Source organism: Streptomyces cupreus (assembly GCF_014257025.1).
Lineage (GTDB): Bacteria > Actinomycetota > Actinomycetes > Streptomycetales > Streptomycetaceae > Streptomyces > Streptomyces cupreus.
Map to the genome: position 1 here is coordinate 72,439 of NZ_JACMSF010000034.1, position 25,718 is coordinate 98,156.

Genomic DNA, 25,718 nt, shown 5'->3' on the forward strand with positions numbered 1-25,718 from the left:
GTCCGATTCAGTCACGGGGCGGTTGGCTGCATATGCAGCCCTTGCCCTTCCGACCGCGCTGCAGCCATCAGGAGGACCAATGACGGCATCCGGAGCACAGCGCCGCACGCCGTTACCCTCGCGAGCGACCGGACCCCATGCACCGGGCGATCGTGCCACCATTCGCCAGGCGGGGCATGCCGTGATCTCCATGAGCAGACCTCCACGCCTGCACGCCGCGATCCCTGCCAGCCCCTCTCAGGCCGCACGCGTGCGGCGCCTGGTCACCGAGCACCTCCGCCGTGTCACGCCGGCGACCAGTCACCTGGACGATGTCGTACTGGCCACGGACGAGTTGTTCACGAACGCGGTCCGGCACGCGAGCACCAGCCCCGATGACACGATCACCCTCACCATCGACTGCAGCGGCTCCGAGCTGCGGGTGACGATCGCCGACCGCTCATCCGCCCTGCCGCGGCTGCATGCGTCGGACGGAGCCGCAGAGTCGGGACGTGGACTGGCCATCGTGGCCGCGCTGACCGACGAATGGGGCATCGCACCCTCGGATCCCGGCAGCCCGGGCAAGCGAGTGTGGTTCGCGCTACAGCTTGGAGCAGCGCCGTGAAGCCCACGTCGGGCAGCCTGTCGAAGAGCGCGCATGGGACAACGGACGGCGGGGAAGAGGGCCGCCCCGTCCTGACGTCCGTACGCACCGGTCACGGCAGGGACAGCACCGGCGCCGACCCCACTCGTCCGGAGCCCGCGGCTGCATGGATGCTCCCGGCTCTGGCAGCCGCCCTCGCCACCGAGTTGCGGCGCCGCGCGGACCAGGAGCAGGACCTGATGCGACGGGCCCAGGCCGAACCCACCCCACAGCGCCGACACGACATCGCCGCGTGCCGCCACGCCAACACCGAAGCGCTCAAGACCATCGTCCGCAACCATGGCTGGCCGACCACCGACCAGGTGGGCGACCCCGCCTCGACCGCAGCGCTGATGATCCTGCTGCACGCCTCGGATCTGGACTTCCAACTCGTCTGCCGCGACCTGATCGCCGAGGCCGTCCTGGAGGGACGCTGCTCCGCCGTCCACCTCGCGTACATCGCCGACCACTGCGCCGTCGAACAAGGCCAACCCCAGTTCTACGGCACGCGAGTCAGCCCCGAGACTCTTCGCCCCTATCCGATCCGGCAACCGCAAACCCTTGACGAGCGCAGACACGATGTGGGCCTGAAGCCGCTTGCCGAGCAGACGAAGGCGCTGCGCCTGGTGGCTGGAACAAGGTCATGTTCGGTCGGACCACGCGAGTGCGGCGGCGCGTGACCGCGCCTCCAGCAGCTGTTCGTGGGGGTGTTCTGCGTGCTGCGTGAACGGCTGCGGGCGGGCCTTCCGGTTGTTCCAGGCGTGCAGCAGGTAGCGGATCTTGCTGGGGTGCTGACCGGTGGTGTCGGCGGTGACGGGGATGGAGCAACCGGCGATGAGGTGCAGGACGACGGCTTGATACTCAAGGGTGCGGTTGGTGTTCAGGGGCAGAGGTGGAGTGCGGGCGTCGATACAGCGGGTGAAGTGCTCCCAGGCGCGGGCCGTGGGGTTGGGGTGGCTGACTATGGCGGACCAGTGGGCGACGACATGGCCGAAGGCTTCGCGGACAGCGGCATGTGCATCCTCGGGTTGCAGGTGGGCGCCGGCGTAGGCGAGGTAGTGGGGGTGGTGGAGGGCGTGGAATGCAAGGAAGGCAGGGGGCAGGTCGACTGCGGGGGGCTCGGGATGGGTGAGGCGCACGGGTTCCTCCCCGATGGCGGCAGCGGGTTGACGGGTGGTGGTCGGCGCGTGGGTGTGATCCGGTGGTTGTCCGTTTCGCGCTCGGAGACCGTCACCGGGAGTGCGCGGTGGCGGCTTGCCACAGGCGCTCGGTGTCGGCGAGATCGCCGTTCAGGGCGAACACGATGCGGCCGGTGGTGTCCCAGTCGGGGACATACGGGTCGGTGAGGCTGTGGGCCATGGTGCCCACACTCGGAGCGCCGGCGGTCGCGTCCCGGAGGCTCCACGGATCAGGCGGGCTCGCAGACAGGTACAGCGAGCGCAGGACGCTGTTCAGGCGCAAGGCCGCTGATTCCGGATCGGTGGCGGGCGGGGGATCCGGCTCGGGCCGTACGGATGCCTCCCACACGGGGCGCAGATACCCGGGGTCGACCTGGTATGCCTCAGCGAGGCGCTCGGTGACGTGCCAGGACGGGCGCCGCGTCCCTGCGGCGATTTTCGAGAGGTAGGACGGGGAGATCAGAGCGTAGTCGGCGATCTCCCGCATCGTCTGTCCGCTGTGGCGCTGCAGTTGCGAAATCATGATGGCCAACCGATTGCCGGTGGCGCCCGCTTGCGGCACGGGACCCGGCGGCGCTTCGCTGGTTCCCGGCGCGGTATCGGTGGACCACAGGGCGGCGTGCGGTTTCGCCATGTGGGCATGCGTGGCCACCGCCGCGCGTGCGTCTCGGTTCTTTTCCCAGCGCTTGAGCGCTTCAGCAGTCCACCGCTTGCGCAGCCGGGAAGAGCTGATCTTCAGGGCGTCCCCCATGGCCTCCCAGGTTTCGCCACGGGCCCGGCCGCGACGCACCAGCGCCGCCTCAAGGTCTTCGATCTGGCGCACGAGGCCGGAGTGCTTGTGCAGCAGGTGTGCGGAGGAGGATTCCTCACCGGCGTCGGAGATCAGGTCTCTGGCCTGGGCCCGCAGTGCGTGCGCGATCTCGACGACAGCGGCGTCGAGGGAGGGATCGGGGGGCGGTGCCGGTTTCCGGCGTAGTGCGGCACCGCAGGCGGCGCTGCAGTACTTGGAGGGGCGGCCACGGCTCACCTTCTTCTTGAACTTCCTGCCGCAGTTGGCGCAGACCCTGGTGCGCGTGGCGGATGCTGTCATCGTCCTTGATGACCCTTTCGGGGATGAACGGGCACGTATTTTGGGGAATCAGCGGGCCGTTGGCGGCCCTTTTCGCGGCAAAGCGCGGTGCCCGTGCGGTGAATGAGGGGTGAAGTGGCGGTGGCGGCCAGCACGGGACACACCACCGCCGCACGGATGCTCGCGACCTCTCAGATGGCGCGAACTCGCCGGTAGACGGCTTGAGTTCCCCTGGCGACAGCAGCCACGGAGATGACCAGCGCCGTCACCTGCCACCCCCCGGTCGTCCCCGCGATCGCGATGAGGGGCCCCACCACCAGCGCGATGAAGAAGCTTCCCCGCACGGTGACAGCCAAGTCATCGGCCTGCCTGCAACCTGGGAGCGAAAACGGAGACATGATAATTTCAAGCTTCGTCGCCGCCGGTCCCTCAGGGTCGGGGAGGCGATAGCGATTCAAGGGCATCGAACTTCCTTTCGCGGAATGGTGCTGCGGGTCGTGAATCTGATGTGACCGGCAGGCCCTGGCTCGGATTGGACCCCCGCCAGGGCCTGCGGCTTTTCCCGGATTCAAACGCCGGTTCCCGGACACTACTTCGACGCCGGACTGTCGCGCCATCGCCACGGAAAGTTATGGCCAGAGACAGCCATAGCGAGTCGACAAATCCCCGCAGCCCTCCGTGATACTGCTGCATAACGCACCTATAACCACTTGCTCCAATTACGAAGGAAATCAATCAGCAAGCGAACAGCAGTGATCAGTGGATCGACTAATGCCACGGATCGTGGCGATCGGCCACGGTCCTGATGGCCAGGACGGCCCGCGCAAGCCCAGGAGCCAGGTCGCACCTGATCTCCGTGTGCCAGTCAACTCCCCCATCTCCGGAAGCGGGGGAGAAGAGACGCGGGGCGATCGATAGCCTGCTCGGTGATCAGGGTCGGACCGATGTGCGCGAACAGCGAGGTGAGAGGCCGTATGTTCACCACCCGCCCCATGCTCCAGGGCACCTTCGGCATGGTGTCGTCGACCCACTGGCTGGCCTCCCAGTCGGCGATGGCCGTCCTGGAGGACGGCGGCAACGCCTACGACGCGGCAGTCGCGGGGGCGTTCGTGCTGCATGTCGTCGAGCCGCACCTCAACGGACCGGCCGGTGAGGTCCCGATCCTGCTCGCCCCGGCGGGCGGTGAGGTGCAAGTGCTGTGCGGACAGGGCGTCACCCCGGCCGGCGCGACCGTCGCGCACTACCGAGGGCTCGGCCTGGAGCTGGTCCCCGGCACCGGACCCCTCGCCGCCGCCGTACCCGGAGCCTTCGACGCCTGGATGCTGCTGCTCCGGGACCACGGCACCAAGTCCCTCGCCGACGTGCTCAAGTACGCCGTCGGGTACGCGGAACACGGGCACGCGCCCGTGGAGAACGTCGGCGCCACCGTCGAGGCCGTACGCGAGCTGTTCGAGACGGAGTGGACGTCTTCGGCGCAGGTGTATCTGCCGGACGGTCGGGCGCCGCGCCCTGGACGGCTCTTGCGCAACCCCGCCCTCGCCGCCACCTGGAAGCGGCTGCTGGCAGAGGTGGCCGGGGCGGGTGACCGGGAGGCGCAGATCGAGGCGGCCCGGGAGGTGTGGCGCACCGGGTTCATCGCCGAGGCGCTCGTCCGGCAGGCCGAGCGGCCCACGCTGGACACCAGCGGCGAGCACCACACCGGCACCCTCACCGCCGACGACCTCGCCGGCTGGTCCGCGACGTACGAGGCGCCGGTGACGTACGACTGGAACGGCTGGACCCTGTGCAAGCCCGGCCCCTGGAGCCAGGGCCCGGTGCTGCTCCAGCAGCTCGCACTGCTCCCCGCCGAGCTGCCGCGCTACGGCTCCGCCGCATACGTCCACCTGCTGGTCGAGGGCTGCAAGCTCGCCATGGCCGACCGCGAGGCCTGGTACGGGGACGCGGCCGAGGTCCCGGTCGCGGACCTTCTGTCCGCCCAGTACAACGCGGGGCGGCGGGCGCTCGTGGGCGACAAGGCCTCCCATGAGCTGCGGCCCGGCAGCCCCGGGGGCCGCAGTGCCCGTCTGAGCGCGCACGCGCGCGTGGTGGTCGACGACGCGTCCTTCCGGGCGCCGGGCGCCGGTGAGCCCACGGTCGCGCGGCACTCCGCCGCACCCGTGCCCGGCGAGCCGGAGGTGGGCGGTGACGGGGCCACCCGCGGCGACACCTGCCACCTGGACGTCGTCGACCGCTGGGGCAACATGATCTCGGCCACGCCCAGCGGCGGCTGGCTCCAGTCCAACCCGGTCGCGCCCGAGCTGGGCTTCCCGCTCGGCACCCGGCTCCAGATGACCTGGCTGGAGGAGGGACTGCCGGCCTCACTGACGCCCGGGCGCCGCCCCCGCACCACGCTCACGCCCTCGCTCGCCCTGCGCGACGGGGAGCCGGTCCTGGCGTTCGGCACGCCCGGCGGCGACCAGCAGGACCAGTGGCAACTGCACTTCTTCCTGGCCGTGGCGCTGCGCGAGCCGGTGCGCGGCGGCCTCGACCTCCAGGGCGCGATCGACGCCCCGAACTGGCACAACGACAGCTTCCCCGCCTCCTTCCACCCGCGCGGAACGCGGCCGGGGAGCGTGACGGTGGAATCCCGCATGGGCGCCGAGGTGATCGAGGAGCTGGTCAGGCGGGGGCACCGGGTGACGGTCGGCGAGCCCTGGTCGGAAGGGCGGCTGTGCGCGGTCGCACGGGATCCGCGGACCGGGGTGCTGTCGGCGGGGGCCAATCCGCGGGGGATGCAGGGGTACGCGGTGGGACGGTGAGGGGCGGGGGCGCTTGTCGAGGGCCGTGGGGGCGCCCGTCGCGAACCCGCCTGTTCACGCCGATTCCACCCGGCATACACCGGACGGGCGGGGATTGTCAGTGCGGCGTGCTCTCATGGAGACATGATCGTAGACACGGAAACCATCGACGAGTTTCTCGCTCGGCACGCCTCAGACGTGGAGGAAGCCGTCCGCCAGGCCGCCGCTCAGGAGATCATGCCGCGCTGGCGCACGCTCGCCGCGCACGAGGTCGACCAGAAGAACGGACCGCACGACCTGGTGACGGACGCGGACCGCAGGGCCGAGCAGTACCTCACCGAAGTGCTCGGCGCGCTCCTGCCCGGCTCCGTCGTGGTCGGCGAGGAGGCGGTGCACGCCGACCCCGCGACCTACGGGGCGATCCAGGGCACGGCACCCGTCTGGATCGTCGACCCCGTCGACGGCACCCGCCAGTTCGTGCACGGCGTCCCCGGGTTCTGCACCCTGGTCGCGCTGGTGCAGGGCGGCGAACTGCTCGCCTCCTGGACCTACGCCCCGGCCCGCGACCAACTCGCCACCGCGATACGCGGCCAGGGCGCCTACCTCGACGGCGAGCGGCTGCACACCGGCGTGCCGGAACCCGGCCGGGACCTCCGCGTGGCCACCTCCCACCCGGACTACACCACCGACGAGCAGAAGCACGCCCTGCGCGGCGTGTGGGCGGACGGCGTCGCGCCGCGCGCCTGTGGCTCGGCGGGCCTGGAGTATCTCGCCATCGCCCGGGGCGAGTTGGACGCCGTCGCGTTCAGCTGGGAGGCGGCATGGGATCACGCGGCGGGCCTGCTGCTGGTCGAGGAGGCGGGCGGCGCCCACCTGACCCTGACCGGCGAGCCGTTCCGCGTGACCGGCGGCAACGCCCTGCCGTTCACGGCGGCCCGCGACGCGGCCACCGCGAGTCGGGTTCGGGAACTTCTGCGGCGAGGGCCGGCCTGAACCGACCCGGGGGCGCGGGGCTGTATCGATATGCGGCTCCGCCGCGTGGGCGCGATCAACCCCCACCCTCCCGCGCCCGCGAACAACTGATCGGCCCGAGCTCTCAGGCGTACCCGTCATATGCTGACAGTGAGTGGCCATCGGCTGACGAAGGGGTCCGAAGGTGCCGTCGATGCTCGATGCGGTCGTGGTGGGTGCGGGGCCGAACGGACTGACCGCTGCCGTGGAGCTGGCCCGGCGCGGCTTCTCCGTGGCCCTGTTCGAGGCGCGTGACACCGTCGGCGGGGGAGCCCGTACCGAGGAGCTCACCCTCCCCGGGTTCCGCCACGACCCGTGTTCGGCGGCGCATCCGCTCGGCGTCAACTCCCCGGCGTTCCGCGCCCTCCCGCTGGAGCGGTACGGCCTGGAGTGGCTGCACGCCGAACTGCCCATGGCACACCCGTTCCCCGACGGCACCGCCGCCGTGCTCTCCCGCTCGGTCGGTGAGACGGCCGCCTCGTTCGGGGCACGGGACGCGGGGGCGTACCGCAGGCTGGTCCAGCCCTTCCTGCCCCACTGGGACAACCTGGCCCGGGACTTCATGTCCCTGCCGCTGACCGCGCTGCCCCGCGACCCGGTCACCCTCGCCCGCTTCGGCCTGGTCGGACTGCCTCCGTCGACCTGGCTGACGCGCCGCTTCCAGGGGGAGCGCGCCAAGACCCTGTTCGCCGGTCTCGTGGCCCATGTGATGGCCCCGCTGAACGGCTTCGCCACCGGCGCCGTCGGACTGGTCTTCGCCCTGGCCGCGCACGCCCGGGGCTGGCCGGTGGCCCGGGGCGGCTCCCAGTCGATCTCGGACGCGCTCGCCGCGTATCTGAAGGACCTCGGCGGCTCGATCCACACCGACTACGAAGTCAAACGCCTCGACGACCTGCCACCCGCGCGCGCGTACGTCTTCGACACCTCACCCACGGCCCTGGCCCGGATCGCCGACCTCGGCCGCTACTACGAGCGGTACCGGTACGGCGCGGGCGTCTTCAAGATCGACTACGCGCTGGACGGGCCGGTCCCATGGACCGCGCCGGAGGCCCGCCGTGCGGGGACGGTGCAGATCGGCGCCGACAGCGCGGAGATCGGCACCGCCCTGCGCGCCGCGTCCCGGGAGGGCCGGGCGCCCGACCGGCCGTTCATGATCACGGTCCAGCCCAGTGTCGTCGACCCGGGCCGGGCCCCCGCCGGCAAACACGTCTTCTGGGCGTACGCCCATGTGCCCAACGGCTGGACCGGCGACCTCACCGACGCGATCGAACGCCAACTGGAGCGCTACGCCCCGGGTTTCCGCGACCGTGTCCTCGCCCGTGCCACGGCGGGCCCGCCCGAACTCGCCGCCCGCAACGCCAACTACGTCGGCGGCGACATCGGCTCCGGCGCGGCCTCCGGACTCCAGCTCCTGCTCCGCCCCAGACTGTCCCTGTTCCCGTACAGCACCCCGCATCCGGCGGTCTTCATCTGCTCCTCCGCCACCCCGCCCGGACCCGGCGTGCACGGGATGTCGGGGCACAACGCGGCGAAGGCCGTCTGGAGAAGACTGAGGCAGACATGACCACCATCACGCTCGTCCAGGGCGACATCACACGGCAGACCGCCGACGCCATCGTCAACGCCGCCAACTCCTCGCTGCTCGGCGGAGGCGGTGTGGACGGCGCCATCCACCGCCGGGGCGGTCCCGCGATCCTGGAGGAGTGCCGCAAGCTGCGCGCCTCCCACTACGGCAAGGGCCTGCCGACGGGCAAGGCGGTCGCCACGACGGCCGGCGAACTGGACGCCCGCTGGGTGATCCACACCGTCGGCCCCGTCTTCAGCCAGAGCGAGGACCGCTCCGACCTCCTCGCCTCCTGCTACCGAGAATCCCTGCGCGTCGCCGACGAGCTGGGCGCCCGCACGGTCGCCTTCCCGGCCGTCTCCACCGGCGTCTACCGCTGGCCGATGGACGACGCGGCGCGTATCGCGGTGGAAACGGTACGCACGGCGCAGACGTCGGTCGAGGAGATCACGTTCGTCCTCTTCGACGAACAGGCATACGACGCCTTCGACCGACAGCTCCACTAGACGACACCGCTTCCCCTCACCCGGACGGCCCGCCCACGGTCGCCTCCCTCCAGCCCACGGGGTCTGCTGACCACAGTGGAGCAGGAGGGAGCACGGGCATGGCGGGTGACGGGGACCCCTCGGGCGCCGAGCAGTCGGAACTCGATGGGCTGCGGGCCCGCGTCGCGGCCCTGGAGGCCGAGCGTGCCGCGCGTCCGGAACGGCACCGGGTCAAGTCGCTGCTCGCCGCCGTGCTGATCGTCCTCGGCTGCATCCTCGCCCCGCTGGGCGCCGTCGCCGCGTGGACCGCTGACATCGCGGGCGACACCGACCGTTACGTCGACACGGTCGAGCCGCTCGCCCGTGACCGGGACATCCAGAACGCCGTCGCGAACCGGGTCACCGACGCCGTGATGAGCCGCCTCGACCTGACCGCGCTGCTCTCCCAGACCCCGGCCGCGGACCGGCCGCTGGTGGAGAAGGCACTCGGCAGACTGGGCCCCTCGCTGGAGGCCGCGGTCGCCAGCTTCGTGCACGACAAGGCGCAGGCGGTCGTCGCCTCGGACGCCTTCGACAGGATCTGGACCGAGGCGAACCGCCTGGCCCACGACACCGTCGTGAAGGCACTGACCGGCGAAGGCGGCGGCGCCGTGAAGGTCGAGGGCGACGCGGTGACCCTGGACCTCGGTCCGGTCGTCGAACGGGTCAAGGAGCGCCTCGTCGACGAGGGCATGACCGTGGCCGGGAACATCCCCGAGATCCATACCGAGATCACGGTCGTGCACTCGGAGGACATCGGCCGGGCCCGTACGGGGTTCCGGCTGCTCCAACTCATCGGATTCTGGCTCCCCGTCATCTCGGTCGCTCTGATCGCGGGCGGCGTACTGCTCGCCGCGCACCGCCGCAAGGCGCTCATCGCCGGCGCGCTCGGCTTCGCCTTCGCCGTGGGCCTGCTCGGCATCGCCCTGACCGTCTTCCGCGCGGTGTACCTGGACGCCCTGCCCTCCGGCGTCTCCCAGCCCGCCGCCGAGTCGGTGTACGACATCCTGATCCGCTTCCTGCGTACCAGCGTGCGGGTGGCGGTCGTCCTCGGTGTGGTGGTCGCCCTCGCCGCCTGGCTCACCGGACCCGGCCGCCGGGCCCGGTTCGTACGGCAGATGTGGCACTCGGGCATCGGCGCCGTCCGCTCGACAGCCGAACGGGCGGGAATGCGCACCGGCCGGGTGGGACACTTCGTCCACCGCCACCGCACCTGGATCTCCTGGCTGCTGGTGGCCGCGGTCGTCCTGACGTTCGCCCTGTGGCCGTACCCGACCGGCTGGGTCGTCGTCGGCCTGGCCCTCACCCTGCTCTTCGCCCTCGCGGTCGTCGACTTCGTGGCCGAGGACGAGGCTACGACGTAGCCCTCACTCCGTTACGTCGCTGATCCCCAGCCGCAGATGCTCCACGTGATAGACGGCCTGGTCGAGGAGTTCGGCGACATGGTGGTCGTGCAACGCGTACACCACCGACCGGCCGCGCCGCTCGCCCAGCACCAGGCCCAGATTGCGCAGCAGCCGCAGCTGGTGCGAGCAGGCGGACTGCTCCATGCCCACCTCGGCGGCCAACTCGGTGGCCGGCAGCGGGCCTTCGCGCAGCCGCGCGAGGATCAGCAGCCGGGAGGGGGTGGACAGGGCCTGGAGGGTGGTCGCCACCTTCGCGACATTGTCCGCGTCCAGGCGCACGCGCTCTTCGTCGGTGGTGGTGACGGCTCCATGACCCATGGGCGTATCCTACTCATCACACATGAACAGATGAATGGGTCTTCATGTGTTCCTGTATGGTGGCCCGCGTGTCCACCACACTCGTCCCCACCTACGCCCCCGCACCCGCCCCGACGGCCCCCCGCCGCCGCACCCGGATCCTCGCCCTGCCCGAGGCCCGCTGGGCGCTCGCCGCGACCGTCGCCTTTCTGCTGGGCCTCGCCCTCGACCTGACCGGCGCGCCCGCCTGGGCCTTCGGTCCGCTGTATGCCGTCGCCTATGCCGCGGGCGGCTGGGAGCCCGCCCTCGAAGGGCTGCGGGCGCTGCGCGAGAAGACCCTCGACGTCGACCTGCTGATGATCGTCGCGGCGCTCGGCGCGGCCGCGATCGGCCAGGTCCTCGACGGTGCCCTGCTGATCGTCATCTTCGCCACCTCCGGCGCCCTGGAGGCCCTGGCCACCGCCCGCACCGCCGACTCCGTGCGCGGCCTGCTCGACCTCGCGCCCACCACCGCCACCCGGGTCACCGACGCTGGCGAGGAGACCGTACCGGCCGCCGAACTCGCCGTCGGCGACGTGCTGTTGATCCGCCCCGGTGAGCGCATCGGCGCCGACGGCCGGGTCCTGGACGGCACCAGCGAGGCCGACGAGGCCACCATCACCGGCGAGCCCCTCCCGGTCGTCAAGCGCCCCGGCGACGAGGTCTTCGCGGGCACCCTCAACGGCGCCGGCGCCCTGAGCGTCAGCGTCGAGCGCGACCCCGCCGACTCGGTGATCGCCCGCATCGTCACCCTGGTCGAGGAGGCGTCCCGCACCAAGGCGCCGACGCAGCTGTTCATCGAGAAGATCGAGCAGCGCTATGCCGTGGGCATCGTGATCGCCACCCTCACGGTCTTCGGCGTGCCGCTCGCGTTCGGCGCCGATCTCACCGGCGCCCTGCTGCGGGCCATGACCTTCATGATCGTCGCCTCCCCGTGCGCGGTGGTCCTCGCGACCATGCCGCCGCTGCTGTCCGCCATCGCCAACGCCGGCCGGCACGGCGTCCTGGTCAAGTCGGCCGTCGCCATGGAACGCCTCGGCGAGATCGACACCGCCGCCCTCGACAAGACAGGCACCCTCACCGAAGGCGCCCCCGAGGTGACCGCCGTGCACCCGCTGGCGGAGTCCGGTCTCGACGAGGACGCCCTGCTGGCGCTGGCCGCATCCGCCGAACACCCCAGCGAGCACCCGCTGGCCCGGGCGATCGTCGCCGCCGCCCGCACCCGTGGCCTCGCCCTGGCGCCCGCCGAGGAATTCACCGCCACCCCGGGACAGGGCGTCACCGCCACCGTCGAGGGGCGCGTGGTGAGCGTGGGCCGTGCCGACGTCGACAGCGACGCCACCGCCGTGGAAGTGACCCGGGACGGCAAGCCCCTCGGCACCCTCACCCTCACCGACCGCCTGCGCGCCGAGGCCCCCGCCACCACGGCCGCCCTCACCTCCCTGACCGGCACCGCCCCCGTCCTGCTCACCGGCGACAACGCCGGCGCCGCCGCCCGGGTCGCCGAGGCCACGGGGCTCACCGACGTCCGCGCGGGCCTGCTCCCCGAGGACAAGGTCGACGCCGTACGCGCCCTTCAGGGCCAGGGCCGCAAGGTGCTCTTCGTCGGCGACGGCGTCAACGACGCCCCCGCCCTCGCCGCCGCCCACTCCGGCATCGCCATGGGCCGCGCGGGCTCCGACCTGGCCCTGGAGACGGCGGCCGCGGTGATCGTGCGGGACGAGCTGACGACCGTGCCCGCGGTGGTACGGCTGTCCCGGGCCGCCCGCAGGCTGGTCGTGCAGAATCTGGTGATCGCGGGCGTCTTCATCACCGGCCTCGTGCTGTGGGACCTGATCGGACACCTTCCGCTGCCGCTCGGCGTGGCGGGTCACGAGGGCTCGACCGTGCTGGTCGGCCTCAACGGACTGCGCCTTCTGCGCGAATCGGCATGGGCGCAGGACCGCCGAGGTTGATGTCGGATTCTCGCCAGCCCTCCCTCGGTGCGTGGTCGATGCTGGACGCATGCAGAAGGGGATGCACACCGAGACCGAGCACTGCGTGCGGGCCGTCCAGGCCAAGGACGCGCGCTTCGACGGATGGTTCTACACGGCCGTCCTGACCACCGGGATCTACTGCCGGCCCAGCTGTCCGGTGGTCGCGCCCAAGCCGGAGAACATGGTGTTCCACCCGAGCGCGGCCGCCTGTCAGCAGGCCGGATTCCGGGCCTGCAAGCGGTGCCGTCCGGACGCCAGCCCGGGCTCCCCGGAGTGGAACCAGCGCGCCGATCTCGTGGCCCGCGCCATGCGGCTGATCGCCGACGGTGTCGTGGACCGCGAGGGCGTGCCCGGCCTCGCCGCCCGGCTCGGCTACAGCACCCGGCAGGTCGAACGCCAACTCCTCGCCGAGCTCGGCGCGGGCCCGCTCGCGCTGGCCCGTGCCCAACGCGCCCAGACCGCCCGCCTGTTGATCGAGACGACCCCGCTGCCGATGGCGGAGATCGCCTTCGCCGCCGGGTTCTCCTCCATCCGTACCTTCAACGACACCGTGCGCGAGGTCTTCGCCCTGGCGCCGAGCGAGCTACGGGCCCGCGCACCCCGCCCGGGGCAGACGCCCGGAGCGCTCGTCCTCCGCCTGCCGTTCCGCGCCCCCCTCAACCCCGACAACCTCTTCGGCCACCTCGCCGCGACCGCCGTACCCGGCGTGGAGGAGTGGCGGGACGGCGCGTACCGCCGCACACTCCGGCTGCCGTACGGCCAAGGCATCGTGTCCCTGGCTCCGCGGCCCGACCACATCGCGTGCCGCCTCACGCTCAGCGACCTGCGCGACCTGGCCGTCGCCATCAGCCGCTGCCGCCGCATGCTCGACCTGGACGCCGACCCGGTCGCCATCGACGAGCAGCTCAGCACGGACGAACTGCTCGCACCCCTGGTCGCCAAGGCGCCCGGCCGGCGCGTCCCGCGCACGGTCGACGAGGCGGAGTTCGCCGTACGGGCCGTGCTCGGCCAGCAGGTCTCCACGGCCGCCGCCCGCACCCACGCGGCCCGCCTGGTCACCGCACACGGTCAGCCGGTCGACGACCCCGAGGGCGGCCTCACCCACCTCTTCCCGGCGCCCGAGGCACTGGCGGCGGTGGACCCGGAGTCACTGGCGATGCCCCGCACCCGCCGTACGACCTTCACCACCCTGGTCGGCCAACTCGCCGACGGAAGCCTCCACTTGGGTGTGGACAGCGACTGGGAGGAAACCCGGGGCCGACTGCTCGCCCTCCCCGGCTTCGGCCCCTGGACGGTCGGCGCCATCGCGATGCGCGCCCTCGGTGACCCCGACGCCTTCCTCCCCACCGACCTCGGAATCCGCCGCGCGGCAGGGGAGTTGGGCCTGCCCTCCACTCCCGCCGCCCTCACGGCCCGCGCCGCGGCCTGGCGGCCCTGGCGGGCGTACGCCGTCCAGTACCTGTGGGCGACCGACAGCCACCCGATCAACTTCCTCCCGGTCTAAGGACGTTCCATGCACCAGCACACCATGATCGACAGCCCGTACGGCCCCCTCACCCTGGTCGCCGACGACGGCGTCCTGTGCGGCCTCTACATGACCGAACAGCGCCACCGACCACCGGAGGAGACCTTCGGCGACCGAGACGACACCCTGTTCGCGGAGGCCGAGGAACAACTGGAGGCCTATTTCGCGGGCGAGTTGAAGGAGTTCACCCTCGACCTGCGCCTGAAGGGCACACCGTTCCAGCGCGGCGTCTGGAACCAGCTCCGCAAGATCCCCTACGGCGAGACCCGCTCGTACGGCGACCTGGCCGACGCCCTCGGCAACCCCGGCGCCTCCCGCGCCGTCGGCCTCGCCAACGGCAAGAACCCGATCGGCATCATCGTCCCCTGCCACCGCGTCGTAGGCGCCAACGGCAGCCTCACCGGCTACGGCGGCGGCCTGGACCGCAAGAAGAGACTGCTGGACTTCGAGAGCGGCACGGCGCTGTTCTAGGTGTACTCGGCCGACACGTTGGTGACACGTAGGCGTCGGTAGTTGATCAAAGCAGGACCTCCGGGCGTAGTGGAGATTGCCGTCTTTCACTCACCTCGGAGGTCCTGGTGGCCCACGCTAATGCCCGGCTGACCTTTCACGGCAGATGCCTGCTGGTGCGCCGTGTCGTACTGGACCGGCGTCCGGTCGCTCACGTCGCGAAAGAGCTCGGTGTCTCCCGCCAGTGCGCCCACCGCTGGGTGAACCGCTATCGCGCCGAGGGCGAGGACCCGCTCGACCTCCTCGTCCCGGGTGCGGTCCTGCGGCTCAAGGTCCAGGTGCACCCGGTTCTTGACGGTCTTGGGCTCGGGGACGGTGACGAACAGCAGTCCCGCCCCCTCGATCAGCGCGTACTCGTCCCCGGGCTTGTCGTCCTCGTGCAGGGGCAGGTCCAGCACTCGGGACCAGAACTCGCCGAGGCGGTAGGCGTCGGCGGAGTCGATCGTCACGTGGCGGATCCGAGAAGTCATGATCGCATCCTGGGCTACCAGCCGATCCCGCGCAGCAGTTCGGGCAGTGCCGTGCCGATCGGCTCGTGGATCACCTCGTCGGCGAGTTCGTCGTACGGTGTCGGCTCGGCGTTGACGATGACGAGCCGTGCGCCGTGGTCGGCGGCGATGCCGGCGAGGCCCGCCGCGGGCTGGACCTGGAGGCTGGTGCCGACCGCGATGAACACCTGGCAGGCCTTGGTGATCGCGACCGCCTCACCGAGCACGACCGGGTCGAGGCGCTCGCCGAACATCACCGTGGCCGACTTCAGGATCCCGCCGCACTCCAGGCACGGCGGATCCTCCTCACCGGCCTCGACCCGGGCGATCGCGTCCTCCATCGGGCCCCGCGCATGACAGCCGGTGCACACCACGCCGCGTGCGCTGCCGTGCAGTTCGAGCACCTTGCGGGCCGGCATCCCGGCGAGCTGGTGCAGCCCGTCCACGTTCTGCGTGATCACCCTCACCGGCACCCCGGACCGCTCCAGCTCGGCGACCGCGTGGTGCGCGGCGTTCGGCTCGGCCTTCAGCGTGCGGTTCTTGCGCCGCATCTGCCACGAGCGACGGCGGATCTCCGGATCGCCCATGTAGTACTCGTACGTCACCAGCTTCTCGGCGTCCGGGTCCCGCCGCCACAGACCGTTCGGCCCGCGGTAGTCGGGGATCCCGGAGTCCGTGCTGATACCGGCGCCGCTGAGGATGGCGACGAGGGGCTTGGTCATGCCACCGAGAGTAGGCCGGGGCCAGGGGTGCGGCGATCGGATATTCGGGTCGTGGGGCGGCGGCCGGTGGTGGCGTCCGCGCATGGCCAAGGTCACCGTCTCGCTCGACGCCGAACTCGTCGTCGAAGCCATGGTCCTCGCGGGCGTGGGCAGTCCCCAGGATGCCGTCGAACTCGTCGTCCGCGACTACATCGCACGCGGTCACCGCACCGAGGCCCGCCTCGCCGCACGCGACGACGCGCCGCGCGAGGTGGACGCAAGGCCCAAGGACGTCGAGGGCTGACCCCGCCCGAGCCGGATCAGCCGACCCGGCGCCCGTTCTCCAACTCCGCCGCGCCCCCGCCGTCCGCGAGCACGTCCAGCGCGACCAGCACCCGGCGGCCCAGGGCACCCGGCAGATACTCGGTGAGCTCCTCGCGCGGGACCAGACGCCAGGACAGCAACTCCTCCTCCTGCAGCCGGATCGCCTTGAAGTCGTCCTCGCCGAGGACACCACCGTCGTACAGATAGGCGACCAGCGGCGGTCGGCCCGTGCCGTGCACCCAGTCCACCGCGAGCAGCGGGCCGAGCGGGACGTCGAGCCCGATCTCCTCGGCCGTCTCCCGGCGCGCGCCCCGGCGCGGGGTCTCGCCCTCGTCGGACTCGACCGTACCGCCCGGAAGCGCCCAGCCCTCACGGTAGTTGGGCTCGACGAGCAGCACCCGGCCCTCCGTGTCCCGGAACAGGGCGGCGGCACCGGCGAGGACGCGGGGGAGCCCCGCGATGTACGTGGCGAAGTCCTGAGTGGTCATCCAGGAAGGGTAACCACCGCGTCACTCGCTCCCGACCAACCGCAGTGTCCGCTCCGCCAGCTCACTGATCCGCACCCCGTCGAACCCGAACACCGCACTGCGCACCGTGTCCTCCAACGGGTCCCGCCACTGCGCCGGGATCGCCTGCGCCCCGGTCAGCACCCCGGCCACCGAACCGGCGGTGGCCCCGTTGGAGTCGGTGTCCAGGCCGCCGCGGACGGTGAGGGTGATGGTGCGGGTGAAGTCGCCGTCGCCGTACAGCAGGCCCGCGGTGAGGACGGCGGCGTTCGGGACGGTGTGGATCCAGCCGAGGCCCGCGGTCTCCTCGGACACCGTGGTGAGCGTGTCCTCCCAGGTCATCCGGGTGTCATGGAGCGAGATCACCCGGCGCACGGTGCGCGCGAGGCGGCTGCTCGCCGGGATCACGGTGAGCGCCTCGTTGAGGGCGTGCCGGACGGTGGGCGCGTCGAACGCCGCCGAGACCAGCGCCGCCGCCCACATCGCCCCGTACACGCCGTTGCCGGTGTGCGACAGCACGGCGTCCCGGCGGGCCAGGGAGGCGGCGCGGCGCGGGTCGGCGGGGCAGGTCCAGCCGTAGATGTCGGCCCGGATCAGGGCGCCGATCCACTCCTGGTACGGGTTGTCGAAGGTGGCGGTCAGCGGCGGCTTGAGCCCGTTGGCGAGATTCCGGTACGCCGCCCGCTCGGCCGTGAAGGTCTGCAGGTACGGCAGCCGCAGCAGCCACAGATCGCCGACCTGCTCGGTGCTGAAGCCGAAGCCATGGGTCTCCAGCAGGTCCAGGCCGAGGATCGCGTAGTCGACGTCGTCGTCCCGGCAGCTGCCGTGGATCCGGCCGCGCACGCACTGGCGCCACTCGGGGCGCAGTTCGAAGGCGTCGTCGTCGCCGGGCGGCGGCTCGGGCAGATAGTCGGTGAGCGGCAGGGAGGCTGCCCGCCGCAGATAGCGGTCGATACGGTCCCGCGTCCACAGGTCGCCCTGCTCGACCGGTTTGCCCAGCATGTTGCCGGCGATCCGGCCCAGCCAGCCCCCGAGGACGCGGTCGGTGAGCTCTGGCTCGGTGCCCACAGGGGTCATAGCACCGGTCTACCCGATTCCGCGGGGCCCGGACAGCGGGGCGTCCGGCCCGGTCCAGGGACCGGTCGGGGCATGACGGCGAGGGCGTCCTGCGGTTAAGGTCGCAGCGGCGCGACTGGCCTTGACATGCGCGAGGCCCGGAGAGCAAGGGGATCACAGGTGACACAGCGCGTGCTCATCGCCGCGGACAAGTTCAAGGGCTCGCTCACGGCCGTACAGGTCGCCGAACGGGTGACGGCCGGGCTGCGGCAGGTCGTGCCCGACGTGGACGTCGAGGCGCTGCCCGTGGCCGACGGCGGCGACGGCACCGTGGACGCCGCGGTCGCGGCCGGGTTCTCGCGGCATGAGGTACGGGTCGCGGGGCCCCTCGGTGACGAGGTCACGGCGGCGTTCGCGCTGCGCGGTGACACGGCCGTCGTCGAGATGGCGGAGGCCAGTGGGCTCCAGCGGCTTCCGGCGGGTGTCTTCGCGCCCCTGACCGCCTCCACGTACGGCTCCGGGGAACTGCTGCGGGCCGCCCTCGACGCGGGCGCCCGGACCATCGTCTTCGGCGTCGGCGGCAGCGCCACGACCGACGGCGGCGCCGGGATGCTCTCCGCGCTGGGTGCGCGGTTCCTGGACGCGGACGGTGAGCCGGTGGCGCCGGGCGGTGGGGGGCTCGGGGAACTGGCCTCGGCGGACCTCTCCGGTCTGGACCCGCGTCTGGCCTCGGTCGAGCTGGTCCTCGCGAGCGATGTCGACAACCCCTTGACGGGGCCCAAGGGCGCCCCGGCGGTCTACGGGCCGCAGAAGGGGGCCTCGCCGGACGACGTGGCCACGCTGGACGCGGCGCTCGCGCACTTCGCGAAGGTGCTGGAGGGCTCGATCGGCTCCAAGGCCGCCGAGTACGCCGCCTCGCCGGGCGCGGGCGCTGCGGGCGGCATCGGCTACGGCGCCCTGCTCCTCGGCGCCCGGTTCCGCCCCGGAATCGAGGTGATGCTCGATGTGCTGGGCTTCGGGCCGGCGCTGGAGCGGGCGGATCTGGTGATCACCGGGGAGGGCTCCCTGGACGAGCAGACGCTGCACGGCAAGGCCCCGGCGGGGGTCGCGGCGGCGGCGCGGGCGGCCGGCAAGGAGGTCGTAGCGGTCTGCGGCCGCCTGGCCCTCCCCCCGCAGGCCCTGGGCCGGGCAGGCATGCGGCGCGCGTACCCCCTGACGGAGATCGAGCCGGACGTGGCGAAGTGCATCGCGGACGCGGGCCCCATCCTGGAGCGCTCGGCGTCCCGCATCGCGGAGGACTTCCTGCGCTGACGCAGGCCTCGTCCTCAAGCGCCCTACGGGCTGTAGGGGCGGCGGGGCGAAGAAAACCCAAAGGCCCCGGAGTCCGTCGTAGAAGACGGATCCGGGGCCTTCGAAGTACCGGCGCTACGGAAGCTGTGCGGCTCGCGCCTCGCGGCGGTTGTCGCGGAAGTTGTTCACCCGGCGCGCCGTGGCGAACAGCGGGATCACCGCGCCTGTGACCAGCTGGAGGGCGCAGCCGGTCTGGAGGAGCAGCTGGCCGCTCGGGGCGTCGAAGGCCCAGGCCGCCAGCAGACCCATCGACACGACGATCCAGGACAGCATCGCCACCGCGAGCCGGCCCCGCGGCTTCGGGTACTCCACGCGGCTCACCATCAGCCACGCCGTACCCAGGATCGCCAGCAGCGTCGCCACGAAGGGCAGCTCCAGCAGCACGATCGAGACCACCGTCAGCGCCCCGAACGGGGAAGGCATGCCTTGGAACATGCCGTTCGGGACCGTCACGCACGAGAAGCGCGCAAGCCGCAGCACCACCGCCAGCAGCACCACGATCGCGCCGACCGCGGCCACTCTCTGGTGCGCGTCGTCCGCGACCATGCCGTAGACCAGCACGAAGTACGCCGGCGCCAGGCCGAAGCTGATCAGATCGGAGAGGTTGTCCAGCTCGGCGCCCATGGGGGAGGAGCGGAGCTTGCGCGCCACCAGGCCGTCGAACAGGTCGAAGACCGCGGCGCAGAGCATCAGGATCACGGCGGTCGCCGCGCTGTGCCGGGCCATGCCCGTCTCCTGGCTGCCGGTGAGGTGCGGGATCAAGATCCCCGTGGTGGTGAAGTACACCGCCATGAAGCCGCACGTGGCGTTGCCGAGGGTGAGGGTGTCCGCTATCGAGAGGCGGAGAGAGAGGGGCATCTCCTCCTCTTCGTCCACCTCGTCCGCCTCGGGCACCCAGCCCGCCTGAGTTTCCGGATCAATCACGGTCAATGCGAGTCACCCCAGCCACGGTCTTCTGCCCGACCTCGACCGCGACCTCCACGCCCTCGGGCAGGTAGATGTCGACACGCGAGCCGAAGCGGATCAGACCGATCCGGTCACCCTGCTCGACCTTCGTCCCCTGAGGGATGTACGGCACGATGCGGCGGGCGACCGCGCCTGCGATCTGGATCATCTCGATGTCCCCGAGTTCGGTGTCGAAATGCCAGACTACGCGCTCGTTGTTCTCGCTCTCCTTGTTGAACGCCGGAACGAACCCACCTGGGATGTGCTCGACCGAGGCCACCGTGCCGGAGAGGGGGGCGCGGTTGACGTGGACGTTGAGCGGGCTCATGAAGATCGCGACGCGGGTGCGACCGTCCTTCCACGGCATGATGCTCTGCACCACACCGTCGGCGGGCGAGATGACCCGGCCCTGGGCGATCTCGCGCTCGGGGTCGCGGAAGAACCACAGCATGCCCGCCGCGAGGGCGGTGGCGGGCACGGCCACGGCCCGGGCGGCGCCGGAGCGGCGGGCCTTGGCCAGGCTGAGGGCTGCGGTGGCGACGGTCGGGAGAAGCCACGGCGATGCTCCGCGCGCGAGGCGTACGCCGGCCCGGCTGTCGCGAGGTGCAGAGGTTTGGCTGTGGGGCATGGATGACCTTCGTAGCGGATGATGCCGCGCAGTGAGGGGGGACGGCGGCTTTCCCGGGATCGTACCGGTCGCGGGCCACAACTGGGCAAGCCAGGAAGCCGAGTAGGCGGCTGAAGAGTGTTGACGGGGTGTGATCTTCTTCTCCAAGAAAACACCCCGTATCCGGACAATCAGCCCTGGAATCGATACTCTTCGAGCAGCCGACGACCGATGATCATTTTCTGGATCTCGGCGGTACCTTCGCCGATCAGCAGCATCGGAGCCTCACGGTAGAGGCGCTCGATCTCGTACTCCTTGGAGAAGCCGTAGCCGCCGTGGATCCGGAAGGCGTCCTCAACGACCTCCTTGCAGTACTCGGAGGCGAGGTACTTCGCCATCCCAGCCTCAAGGTCGTTTCGTTCCCCGGAGTCCTTTTTGCGTGCCGCGTTCACCATCATCGCATGCGCGGCCTCGACCTTGGTAGCCATCTCGGCGAGCTTGAACTGGATCGCCTGGTGCTGGGCGATCGGCTTGCCGAAAGTGTGACGCTGCTGGGCGTACTGGACACCGAGTTCGAACGCACGCTGAGCGACACCGCAACCACGCGCCGCCACGTTGACGCGGCCGACCTCCACGCCGTCCATCATTTGGTAAAAACCTCGGCCGGTGACCCCGCCGAGCACGCGATCCACCGGAACGCGCAGGCCGTCCATGATGAGTTCGGTCGTGTCGACCCCCTTGTACCCCATCTTGTCGATCTTGCCCGGAATGGTCAGGCCGGGGCGGACCTCACCGAAGCCGGGCTCCTTCTCGACGAGAAAGGTCGTCATCGACTTGTGCGGCGCCGTGCCCTCGGGGTGTCCTTCGTCACTTCGCACCAGAACGGCGACCAGAGACGACGTTCCGCCGTTCGTCAGCCACATCTTCTGGCCGTTCAGGACGTACTCGTCGCCGTCCCTGACCGCCTTGGATGTGATCGCCGACACATCCGAACCCAGACCGGGCTCCGACATCGAGAAGGCACCGCGGATGTCGCCGGCCGCCATGCGCGGCAGGAAGTGGTCCTTCTGCTCCTGTGTGCCGTGCTGCTTGAGCATGTACGCCACGATGAAGTGGGTGTTGATGATGCCGGACACCGACATCCAGCCGCGCGCGATCTCCTCCACACAGAGGGCGTACGTCAGCAGCGACTCGCCCAGACCCCCGTACTCCTCGGGGATCATCAGACCGAACAGGCCCAACTCCTTGAGGCCGTCGACGATCTGCTGCGGATACTCGTCGCGGTGCTCCAGCTCGGTCGCGACCGGAATGATCTCCTTGTCCACGAAGTCCCGAACGGTGGACAGGATCTCCTGCTGGATATCGGTCAGACCGGCGGTCTGGGCGAGTCGCGCCATGGCTACTTCTCCTGCTCCTTGAGCTCGGGGCGGCCGGGCTGCTCGCCGCCGCGCTCCTTGATGTACGTCTCGGTCGGCACCATCACCTTGCGGCGGAACACGCAGACCAGCGTGCCGTCCTGCTTGTAGCCCTTGGTCTCGACGTAGACGATGCCGCGGTCGCTCTTCGACTTCGACGGCCACTTGTCGAGCACGGTCGTCTGCCCGTAGATGGTGTCGCCGTGGAAGGTCGGCGCCACGTGCTTGAGCGACTCGATCTCCAGGTTGGCGATCGCCTTGCCGGAGATGTCCGGCACGCTCATGCCGAGCAGCAGCGAGTAGATGTAGTTCCCGACGACGACGTTCTTGCCGAAGTCCGTCGTCTTCTCCGCATAGTTGACGTCCATGTGGAGCGGGTGGTGGTTCATGGTGAGGAGACAGAACAGGTGGTCGTCGTACTCCGTGACCGTCTTTCCCGGCCAGTGCTTGTACGTCGCCCCGACCTCGAACTCCTCGTAGGTGCGTCCGAACTGCATGGCCTTACGCCTCCGGGATCTCGAACTTGCTGGTGCGCTGCATGCCGGCGGCGCGGCCCTTGCCGGAGATGACCAGGGCCATCTTGCGGCTGGCCTCGTCGATCATCTCGTCGCCGAGCATCGCGGAGCCCTTCTTGCCGCCCGCCTCGGACGTGTAGTAGTCGTACGCGTCCAGGATCAGCTCGGCGTGGTCGAAGTCCTCCTGCGAGGGCGAGAAGATCTCGTTGGACGCCTCGACCTGGCCCGGGTGCAGCACCCACTTGCCGTCGAAGCCGAGCGCGGCGGCGCGCTGGGCGACCTCGCGGTAGCCGTCGATGTTGCGGATCTGGAGGTAGGGGCCGTCGATCGCCTGGAGGTTGTTGGCGCGGGCGGCCATCAGGATCTTCATCAGGATGTAGTGGTAGGCGTCCGCCGGGTAGCCGGGCGGCTGCTCACCCACGACCAGCGACTTCATGTTGATGGACGCCATGAAGTCGGCCGGGCCGAAGATGATCGTCTCGACGCGCTGGGAGGCCGTCGCGATCTCGTTGACGTTGTTCAGGCCCTGGGCGTTCTCGATCTGCGCCTCGATGCCGATCTTGCCGACCTCGAAGCCCATCGTCTTCTCGATCTGCGTCAGCAGCAGGTCCAGGGCGACGATCTGCTGGGGGGTCTGCACCTTCGGCAGCATGATGCAGTCGAGGTTCTGGCCGGCGCCCTCGACGACGGTCACGACATCGCGGTACGTCCACTCGGTCGTCCAGTCGTTGACGCGCACGACCCGCGTCTTGCCCGTCCAGTCGCCCTCGTTGAGGAACTTCACGATGGTGTGCCGCGCCTCGGGCTTGGCGAGCGGCGCGCACGCGTCCTCCAGGTCCAGGAAGACCTGGTCGGCGGGGAGGCCCTGAGCCTTCTCCAGGAAGCGCGGGTTCGAGCCCGGTACCGCCAGGCAGGAACGCCGGGGGCGAAGGCGGTTGACCGTGGTCATGCGGGGACCTCCAGGGGGTCGAGCTTGTTCGCTTTGCGGATCTCATCGACGATGCGGCCGATGATTCCGGTGATGTCGAAGTCCTTCGGGGTGAAGACCGCGGCCACTCCGGCGGCCCGGAGCTGTTCGGCGTCACCATTCGGGATGATGCCACCGGCGATCACCGGGATATCTGTGGCACCGGCCACACGGAGGCGCTCCAGCACGTCCGGCACCAGCTGGGCGTGCGAGCCGGAGAGGATGGACAGACCGACCGCGTGCACGTCCTCGGCGAGGGCCGCGTCGACGATCTGCTCCGGGGTGAGCCGGATGCCCTGGTAGACCACCTCGAAACCGGCGTCACGCGCGCGTACGGCGATCTGCTCGGCGCCGTTGGAGTGCCCGTCCAGGCCCGGCTTGCCGACCAGGAAGCGCAGCTTGCCGACGCCCATGTCCTTGGCCGTGAGATCCACCCTGCGGCGGACGTCGGCCATCGCCGTGCCCTCCTCGGCGGTCACCGCGACGGGCGCGGAGGAGACCCCGGTGGGCGCCCGGAACTCGCCGAACACCTCGCGCAGGGCCCCGGCCCACTCACCGGTCGTGACGCCGGCGCGGGCGCACTCCAGGGTGGCCTCCATGAGGTTGGCGGTGCCCTTGGCGGCCTCCTTCAGCTTCTCCAGCGCCTTGCAGGGGCGCGGGTGGTTGAAGGGCGGCTGATAGCGGGTGTCGCGCCAGTTCTGCATGGCGGCGATCACCCGGGCCTCGACCGCCGGGTCGACCGTCTGGATGGCCGTGTCGAGGTCCGCGGTGAGCGGGTTGGGCTCGGTCGTCTCGAAGATGTTGACGCCGACGATCTTCTCCTGGCCGGACTCGATCCGAGCGCGGCGCTCGGCGTGGGACGCCACCAGCTGCGACTTGAGGTAGCCGGACTCGACGGCGGCCATCGCGCCGCCCATCTCCTGGATCCGCTCGATCTCGGCGAGGGATTCCTCGACCAGCGCCTCGACCTTGGACTCGATCACCTTCGAGCCCTCGAAGATGTCCTCGTACTCCAGCAGATCGCTCTCATGGGCGAGAACCTGCTGGATCCGCAGCGACCACTGCTGGTCCCACGGCCGGGGCAGACCCAACGCCTCGTTCCAGGCCGGGAGTTGGACGGCACGCGCGCGGGCGTCCTTGGAGAGGGTGACGGCCAGCATCTCCAGCACGATCCGCTGGACGTTGTTCTCCGGCTGCGCCTCCGTCAGACCCAGGGAGTTGACCTGGACGCCGTAGCGGAAGCGGCGCTGCTTGGCGTCCTGGATGCCGTAGCGCTGAAGGGTGATCCTCTCCCAGATGCGGCCGAAGGCGCGCATCTTGCACATCTCCTCGACGAAGCGGACGCCCGCGTTCACGAAGAAGGAGATACGGGCGACGACATCGCCCATGCGCTCCTCGGGGACCTGGCCGCTGTCGCGCACCGCGTCGAGGACCGCGATCGCCGTGGACATCGCGTACGCGATCTCCTGGACCGGCGTGGCGCCCGCCTCCTGCAGGTGGTAGCTGCAGATGTTGATCGGGTTCCACTTCGGGATGTGGGAGACCGTGTACGCGATCATGTCCGTCGTCAGGCGGAGCGAGGGCCCGGGCGGGAACACATGCGTGCCGCGGGACAGGTACTCCTTGACGATGTCGTTCTGGGTCGTGCCCTGGAGCTTGGTGATGTCCGCACCCTGCTCCTCCGCGACGACCTGGTAGAGCGCCAGCAGCCACATGGCGGTGGCGTTGATGGTCATCGAGGTGTTCATCTGCTCCAGGGGGATGTCCTGGAACAGTCGGCGCATGTCACCGAGGTGCGAGACGGGCACCCCGACCCGGCCGACCTCGCCGCGGGCGAGGACGTGGTCCGGGTCGTAGCCGGTCTGCGTCGGCAGGTCGAAGGCGACGGACAGACCCGTCTGGCCCTTGGCGAGGTTGCGCCGGTACAGCTCGTTGGACGCCTCGGCCGTGGAGTGACCGGCGTACGTGCGCATCAGCCACGGCCGGTCCTTCTGACGCTCAGTCATGCATCGGCCCTCAGATGTTGCGGAAGCGGTTGATGGCGTCGATGTGCTGGGCGCGCAGCTCCTCGTCGCGCACACCCAGGCCCTCCTCGGGGGCCAGGCACAGCACGCCGACCTTGCCCTGGTGGAGGTTGCGGTGCACGTCGAACGCGGCCTGGCCGGTGTCCTCCAGGGAGTAGACCTTCGACAGCGTCGGGTGGATCTTGCCCTTCGCGATCAGCCGGTTGGCCTCCCAGGCCTCGCGGTAGTTGGCGAAGTGCGAGCCGATGATCCGCTTCAGCGACATCCACAGGTAGCGGTTGTCGTACTCGTGCATGTAGCCCGAGGTCGAGGCGCAGGTGGT

The 25,718-nt window shown here is 70.6% G+C and carries 25 protein-coding genes and 2 pseudogenes; 12 read left to right on the top strand and 15 right to left on the bottom strand.

Translation table 11 applies throughout. The features are described 5' to 3' along the window. The first annotated feature begins 190 nt into the window (after positions 1–190). The gene (locus tag H4N64_RS27550) at positions 191–604 is read left to right on the top strand and encodes an ATP-binding protein (RefSeq protein WP_260860000.1); all 414 of its coding nucleotides are present in this window, start codon (positions 191–193) and stop codon (positions 602–604) included. Beyond that, positions 601–1,302 (top strand): DUF6624 domain-containing protein, encoded by a 702-nt coding sequence (locus H4N64_RS27555; protein WP_336246812.1) that lies wholly within the window; start codon positions 601–603, stop codon positions 1,300–1,302. Before H4N64_RS27550 ends, H4N64_RS27555 begins: the two co-directional genes overlap by 4 nt. On the opposite strand, the gene H4N64_RS27560 is transcribed toward H4N64_RS27555, so the two are convergent. The 3 genes from H4N64_RS27560 to H4N64_RS27570 form a co-directional block, all read right to left on the bottom strand. After that, positions 1,264–1,761 (bottom strand): hypothetical protein, encoded by a 498-nt coding sequence (locus H4N64_RS27560; RefSeq protein ID WP_186285127.1) that lies wholly within the window; start codon positions 1,759–1,761, stop codon positions 1,264–1,266. The two genes, H4N64_RS27555 and H4N64_RS27560, sit on opposite strands and share 39 nt — an antisense overlap. A gap of 91 nt (positions 1,762–1,852) precedes the next feature. Further along, complete coding sequence (locus H4N64_RS27565; protein WP_186285128.1) at positions 1,853–2,890, bottom strand: helix-turn-helix domain-containing protein; 1,038 nt, start codon at positions 2,888–2,890, stop codon at positions 1,853–1,855. Positions 2,891–3,060: 170 nt separating this feature from the next. Further along, positions 3,061–3,333, bottom strand: a complete 273-nt coding sequence (locus H4N64_RS27570; RefSeq protein WP_186285129.1) for a hypothetical protein — start codon at positions 3,331–3,333, stop codon at positions 3,061–3,063. A 510-nt stretch (positions 3,334–3,843) separates the two neighbouring features. On the opposite strand from H4N64_RS27570, the gene H4N64_RS27575 reads away from it, so the two are divergent. The 5 genes from H4N64_RS27575 to H4N64_RS27595 all read left to right on the top strand — a co-directional run bounded on the left by H4N64_RS27575 (position 3,844) and on the right by H4N64_RS27595 (position 10,109). After that, positions 3,844–5,667 carry a gamma-glutamyltransferase family protein gene (locus tag H4N64_RS27575; protein ID WP_186285130.1) on the top strand — a complete coding sequence of 608 codons (1,824 nt, stop codon included), beginning with the start codon at positions 3,844–3,846 and terminating at the stop codon, positions 5,665–5,667. Between the two features lie 123 nt (positions 5,668–5,790). Beyond that, positions 5,791–6,639, top strand: coding sequence for an inositol monophosphatase family protein (locus H4N64_RS27580; RefSeq protein WP_186285131.1), 849 nt, complete (start codon positions 5,791–5,793; stop codon positions 6,637–6,639). 172 nt (positions 6,640–6,811) lie between these two features. Next, positions 6,812–8,221 carry a phytoene desaturase family protein gene (locus H4N64_RS27585; protein WP_186285132.1) on the top strand — a complete coding sequence of 470 codons (1,410 nt, stop codon included), beginning with the start codon at positions 6,812–6,814 and terminating at the stop codon, positions 8,219–8,221. Further along, positions 8,218–8,727, top strand: coding sequence for an O-acetyl-ADP-ribose deacetylase (locus H4N64_RS27590; RefSeq protein ID WP_186285133.1), 510 nt, complete (start codon positions 8,218–8,220; stop codon positions 8,725–8,727). Before H4N64_RS27585 ends, H4N64_RS27590 begins: the two co-directional genes overlap by 4 nt. 98 nt (positions 8,728–8,825) lie before the next feature. Next, on the top strand, positions 8,826–10,109 hold the full coding sequence (locus tag H4N64_RS27595) for a hypothetical protein (protein WP_186285134.1): 1,284 nt from the start codon (positions 8,826–8,828) through the stop codon (positions 10,107–10,109). Between the two features lie 3 nt (positions 10,110–10,112). Here the strand turns inward: H4N64_RS27595 and H4N64_RS27600 are convergent, their stop codons facing one another. Next, the gene (locus tag H4N64_RS27600) at positions 10,113–10,469 is read right to left on the bottom strand and encodes an ArsR/SmtB family transcription factor (protein WP_186285135.1); all 357 of its coding nucleotides are present in this window, start codon (positions 10,467–10,469) and stop codon (positions 10,113–10,115) included. A gap of 56 nt (positions 10,470–10,525) precedes the next feature. Here H4N64_RS27600 and H4N64_RS27605 point away from each other — a divergent pair, with 56 nt between their 5' ends. From H4N64_RS27605 to H4N64_RS27615, 3 genes are read left to right on the top strand one after another with little or no spacing between them, the layout of a single operon-like run. Beyond that, positions 10,526–12,442: a heavy metal translocating P-type ATPase gene (locus tag H4N64_RS27605; RefSeq protein WP_186285136.1), complete on the top strand. Its 1,917-nt coding sequence runs from the start codon at positions 10,526–10,528 to the stop codon at positions 12,440–12,442. 49 nt (positions 12,443–12,491) lie between these two features. Next, entirely contained in the window at positions 12,492–13,967 is a 1,476-nt protein-coding gene (locus H4N64_RS27610) for an AlkA N-terminal domain-containing protein (RefSeq protein ID WP_272491822.1), read from the top strand. Positions 13,968–13,976: 9 nt separating this feature from the next. Continuing rightward, positions 13,977–14,459, top strand: a complete 483-nt coding sequence (locus H4N64_RS27615; protein ID WP_186285137.1) for a methylated-DNA--[protein]-cysteine S-methyltransferase — start codon at positions 13,977–13,979, stop codon at positions 14,457–14,459. Positions 14,460–14,701: 242 nt separating this feature from the next. Here the strand turns inward: H4N64_RS27615 and H4N64_RS27625 are convergent. Further along, positions 14,702–14,968 (bottom strand): annotated as a pseudogene (locus H4N64_RS27625) (VOC family protein); the annotation flags it as partial. Positions 14,969–14,982: 14 nt separating this feature from the next. Next, on the bottom strand, positions 14,983–15,708 hold the full coding sequence (locus tag H4N64_RS27630) for an SIR2 family NAD-dependent protein deacylase (protein WP_186285138.1): 726 nt from the start codon (positions 15,706–15,708) through the stop codon (positions 14,983–14,985). Between the two features lie 82 nt (positions 15,709–15,790). Between H4N64_RS27630 and H4N64_RS27635 the strand changes: the two genes are divergently transcribed. After that, positions 15,791–15,991 (top strand): type II toxin-antitoxin system VapB family antitoxin, encoded by a 201-nt coding sequence (locus H4N64_RS27635; protein WP_186285139.1) that lies wholly within the window; start codon positions 15,791–15,793, stop codon positions 15,989–15,991. A 16-nt stretch (positions 15,992–16,007) separates the two neighbouring features. On the opposite strand, the gene H4N64_RS27640 is transcribed toward H4N64_RS27635, so the two are convergent. After that, entirely contained in the window at positions 16,008–16,499 is a 492-nt protein-coding gene (locus tag H4N64_RS27640; protein WP_186285140.1) for an NUDIX domain-containing protein, read from the bottom strand. 21 nt (positions 16,500–16,520) lie between these two features. After that, positions 16,521–17,594, bottom strand: a complete 1,074-nt coding sequence (locus H4N64_RS27645) for an ADP-ribosylglycohydrolase family protein (RefSeq protein WP_186285141.1) — start codon at positions 17,592–17,594, stop codon at positions 16,521–16,523. Positions 17,595–17,765: 171 nt separating this feature from the next. Between H4N64_RS27645 and H4N64_RS27650 the strand changes: the two genes are divergently transcribed. Further along, the gene (locus tag H4N64_RS27650; RefSeq protein WP_186285153.1) at positions 17,766–18,884 is read left to right on the top strand and encodes a glycerate kinase; all 1,119 of its coding nucleotides are present in this window, start codon (positions 17,766–17,768) and stop codon (positions 18,882–18,884) included. Between the two features lie 114 nt (positions 18,885–18,998). On the opposite strand, the gene pssA is transcribed toward H4N64_RS27650, so the two are convergent. From pssA to H4N64_RS27685, 7 genes and pseudogenes are all read right to left on the bottom strand, one after another. Continuing rightward, positions 18,999–19,817, bottom strand: coding sequence for a CDP-diacylglycerol--serine O-phosphatidyltransferase (gene pssA, locus H4N64_RS27655; RefSeq protein ID WP_186285154.1), 819 nt, complete (start codon positions 19,815–19,817; stop codon positions 18,999–19,001). Between the two features lie 22 nt (positions 19,818–19,839). Beyond that, positions 19,840–20,496, bottom strand: a complete 657-nt coding sequence (locus H4N64_RS27660) for a phosphatidylserine decarboxylase (RefSeq protein WP_186285142.1) — start codon at positions 20,494–20,496, stop codon at positions 19,840–19,842. A 170-nt stretch (positions 20,497–20,666) separates the two neighbouring features. Beyond that, complete coding sequence (locus H4N64_RS27665) at positions 20,667–21,872, bottom strand: acyl-CoA dehydrogenase family protein (RefSeq protein ID WP_186285143.1); 1,206 nt, start codon at positions 21,870–21,872, stop codon at positions 20,667–20,669. Between the two features lie 2 nt (positions 21,873–21,874). Next, complete coding sequence (locus H4N64_RS27670; RefSeq protein ID WP_186285144.1) at positions 21,875–22,387, bottom strand: MaoC family dehydratase; 513 nt, start codon at positions 22,385–22,387, stop codon at positions 21,875–21,877. Between the two features lie 4 nt (positions 22,388–22,391). Further along, the gene (locus H4N64_RS27675) at positions 22,392–23,354 is read right to left on the bottom strand and encodes an HpcH/HpaI aldolase/citrate lyase family protein (RefSeq protein WP_186285145.1); all 963 of its coding nucleotides are present in this window, start codon (positions 23,352–23,354) and stop codon (positions 22,392–22,394) included. After that, the gene (locus tag H4N64_RS27680; protein WP_186285146.1) at positions 23,351–25,378 is read right to left on the bottom strand and encodes a protein meaA; all 2,028 of its coding nucleotides are present in this window, start codon (positions 25,376–25,378) and stop codon (positions 23,351–23,353) included. The genes H4N64_RS27675 and H4N64_RS27680 overlap by 4 nt, the downstream gene beginning before the upstream one ends. 10 nt (positions 25,379–25,388) lie before the next feature. Next, positions 25,389–25,718 (bottom strand): annotated as a pseudogene (locus H4N64_RS27685) (crotonyl-CoA carboxylase/reductase); the annotation flags it as partial.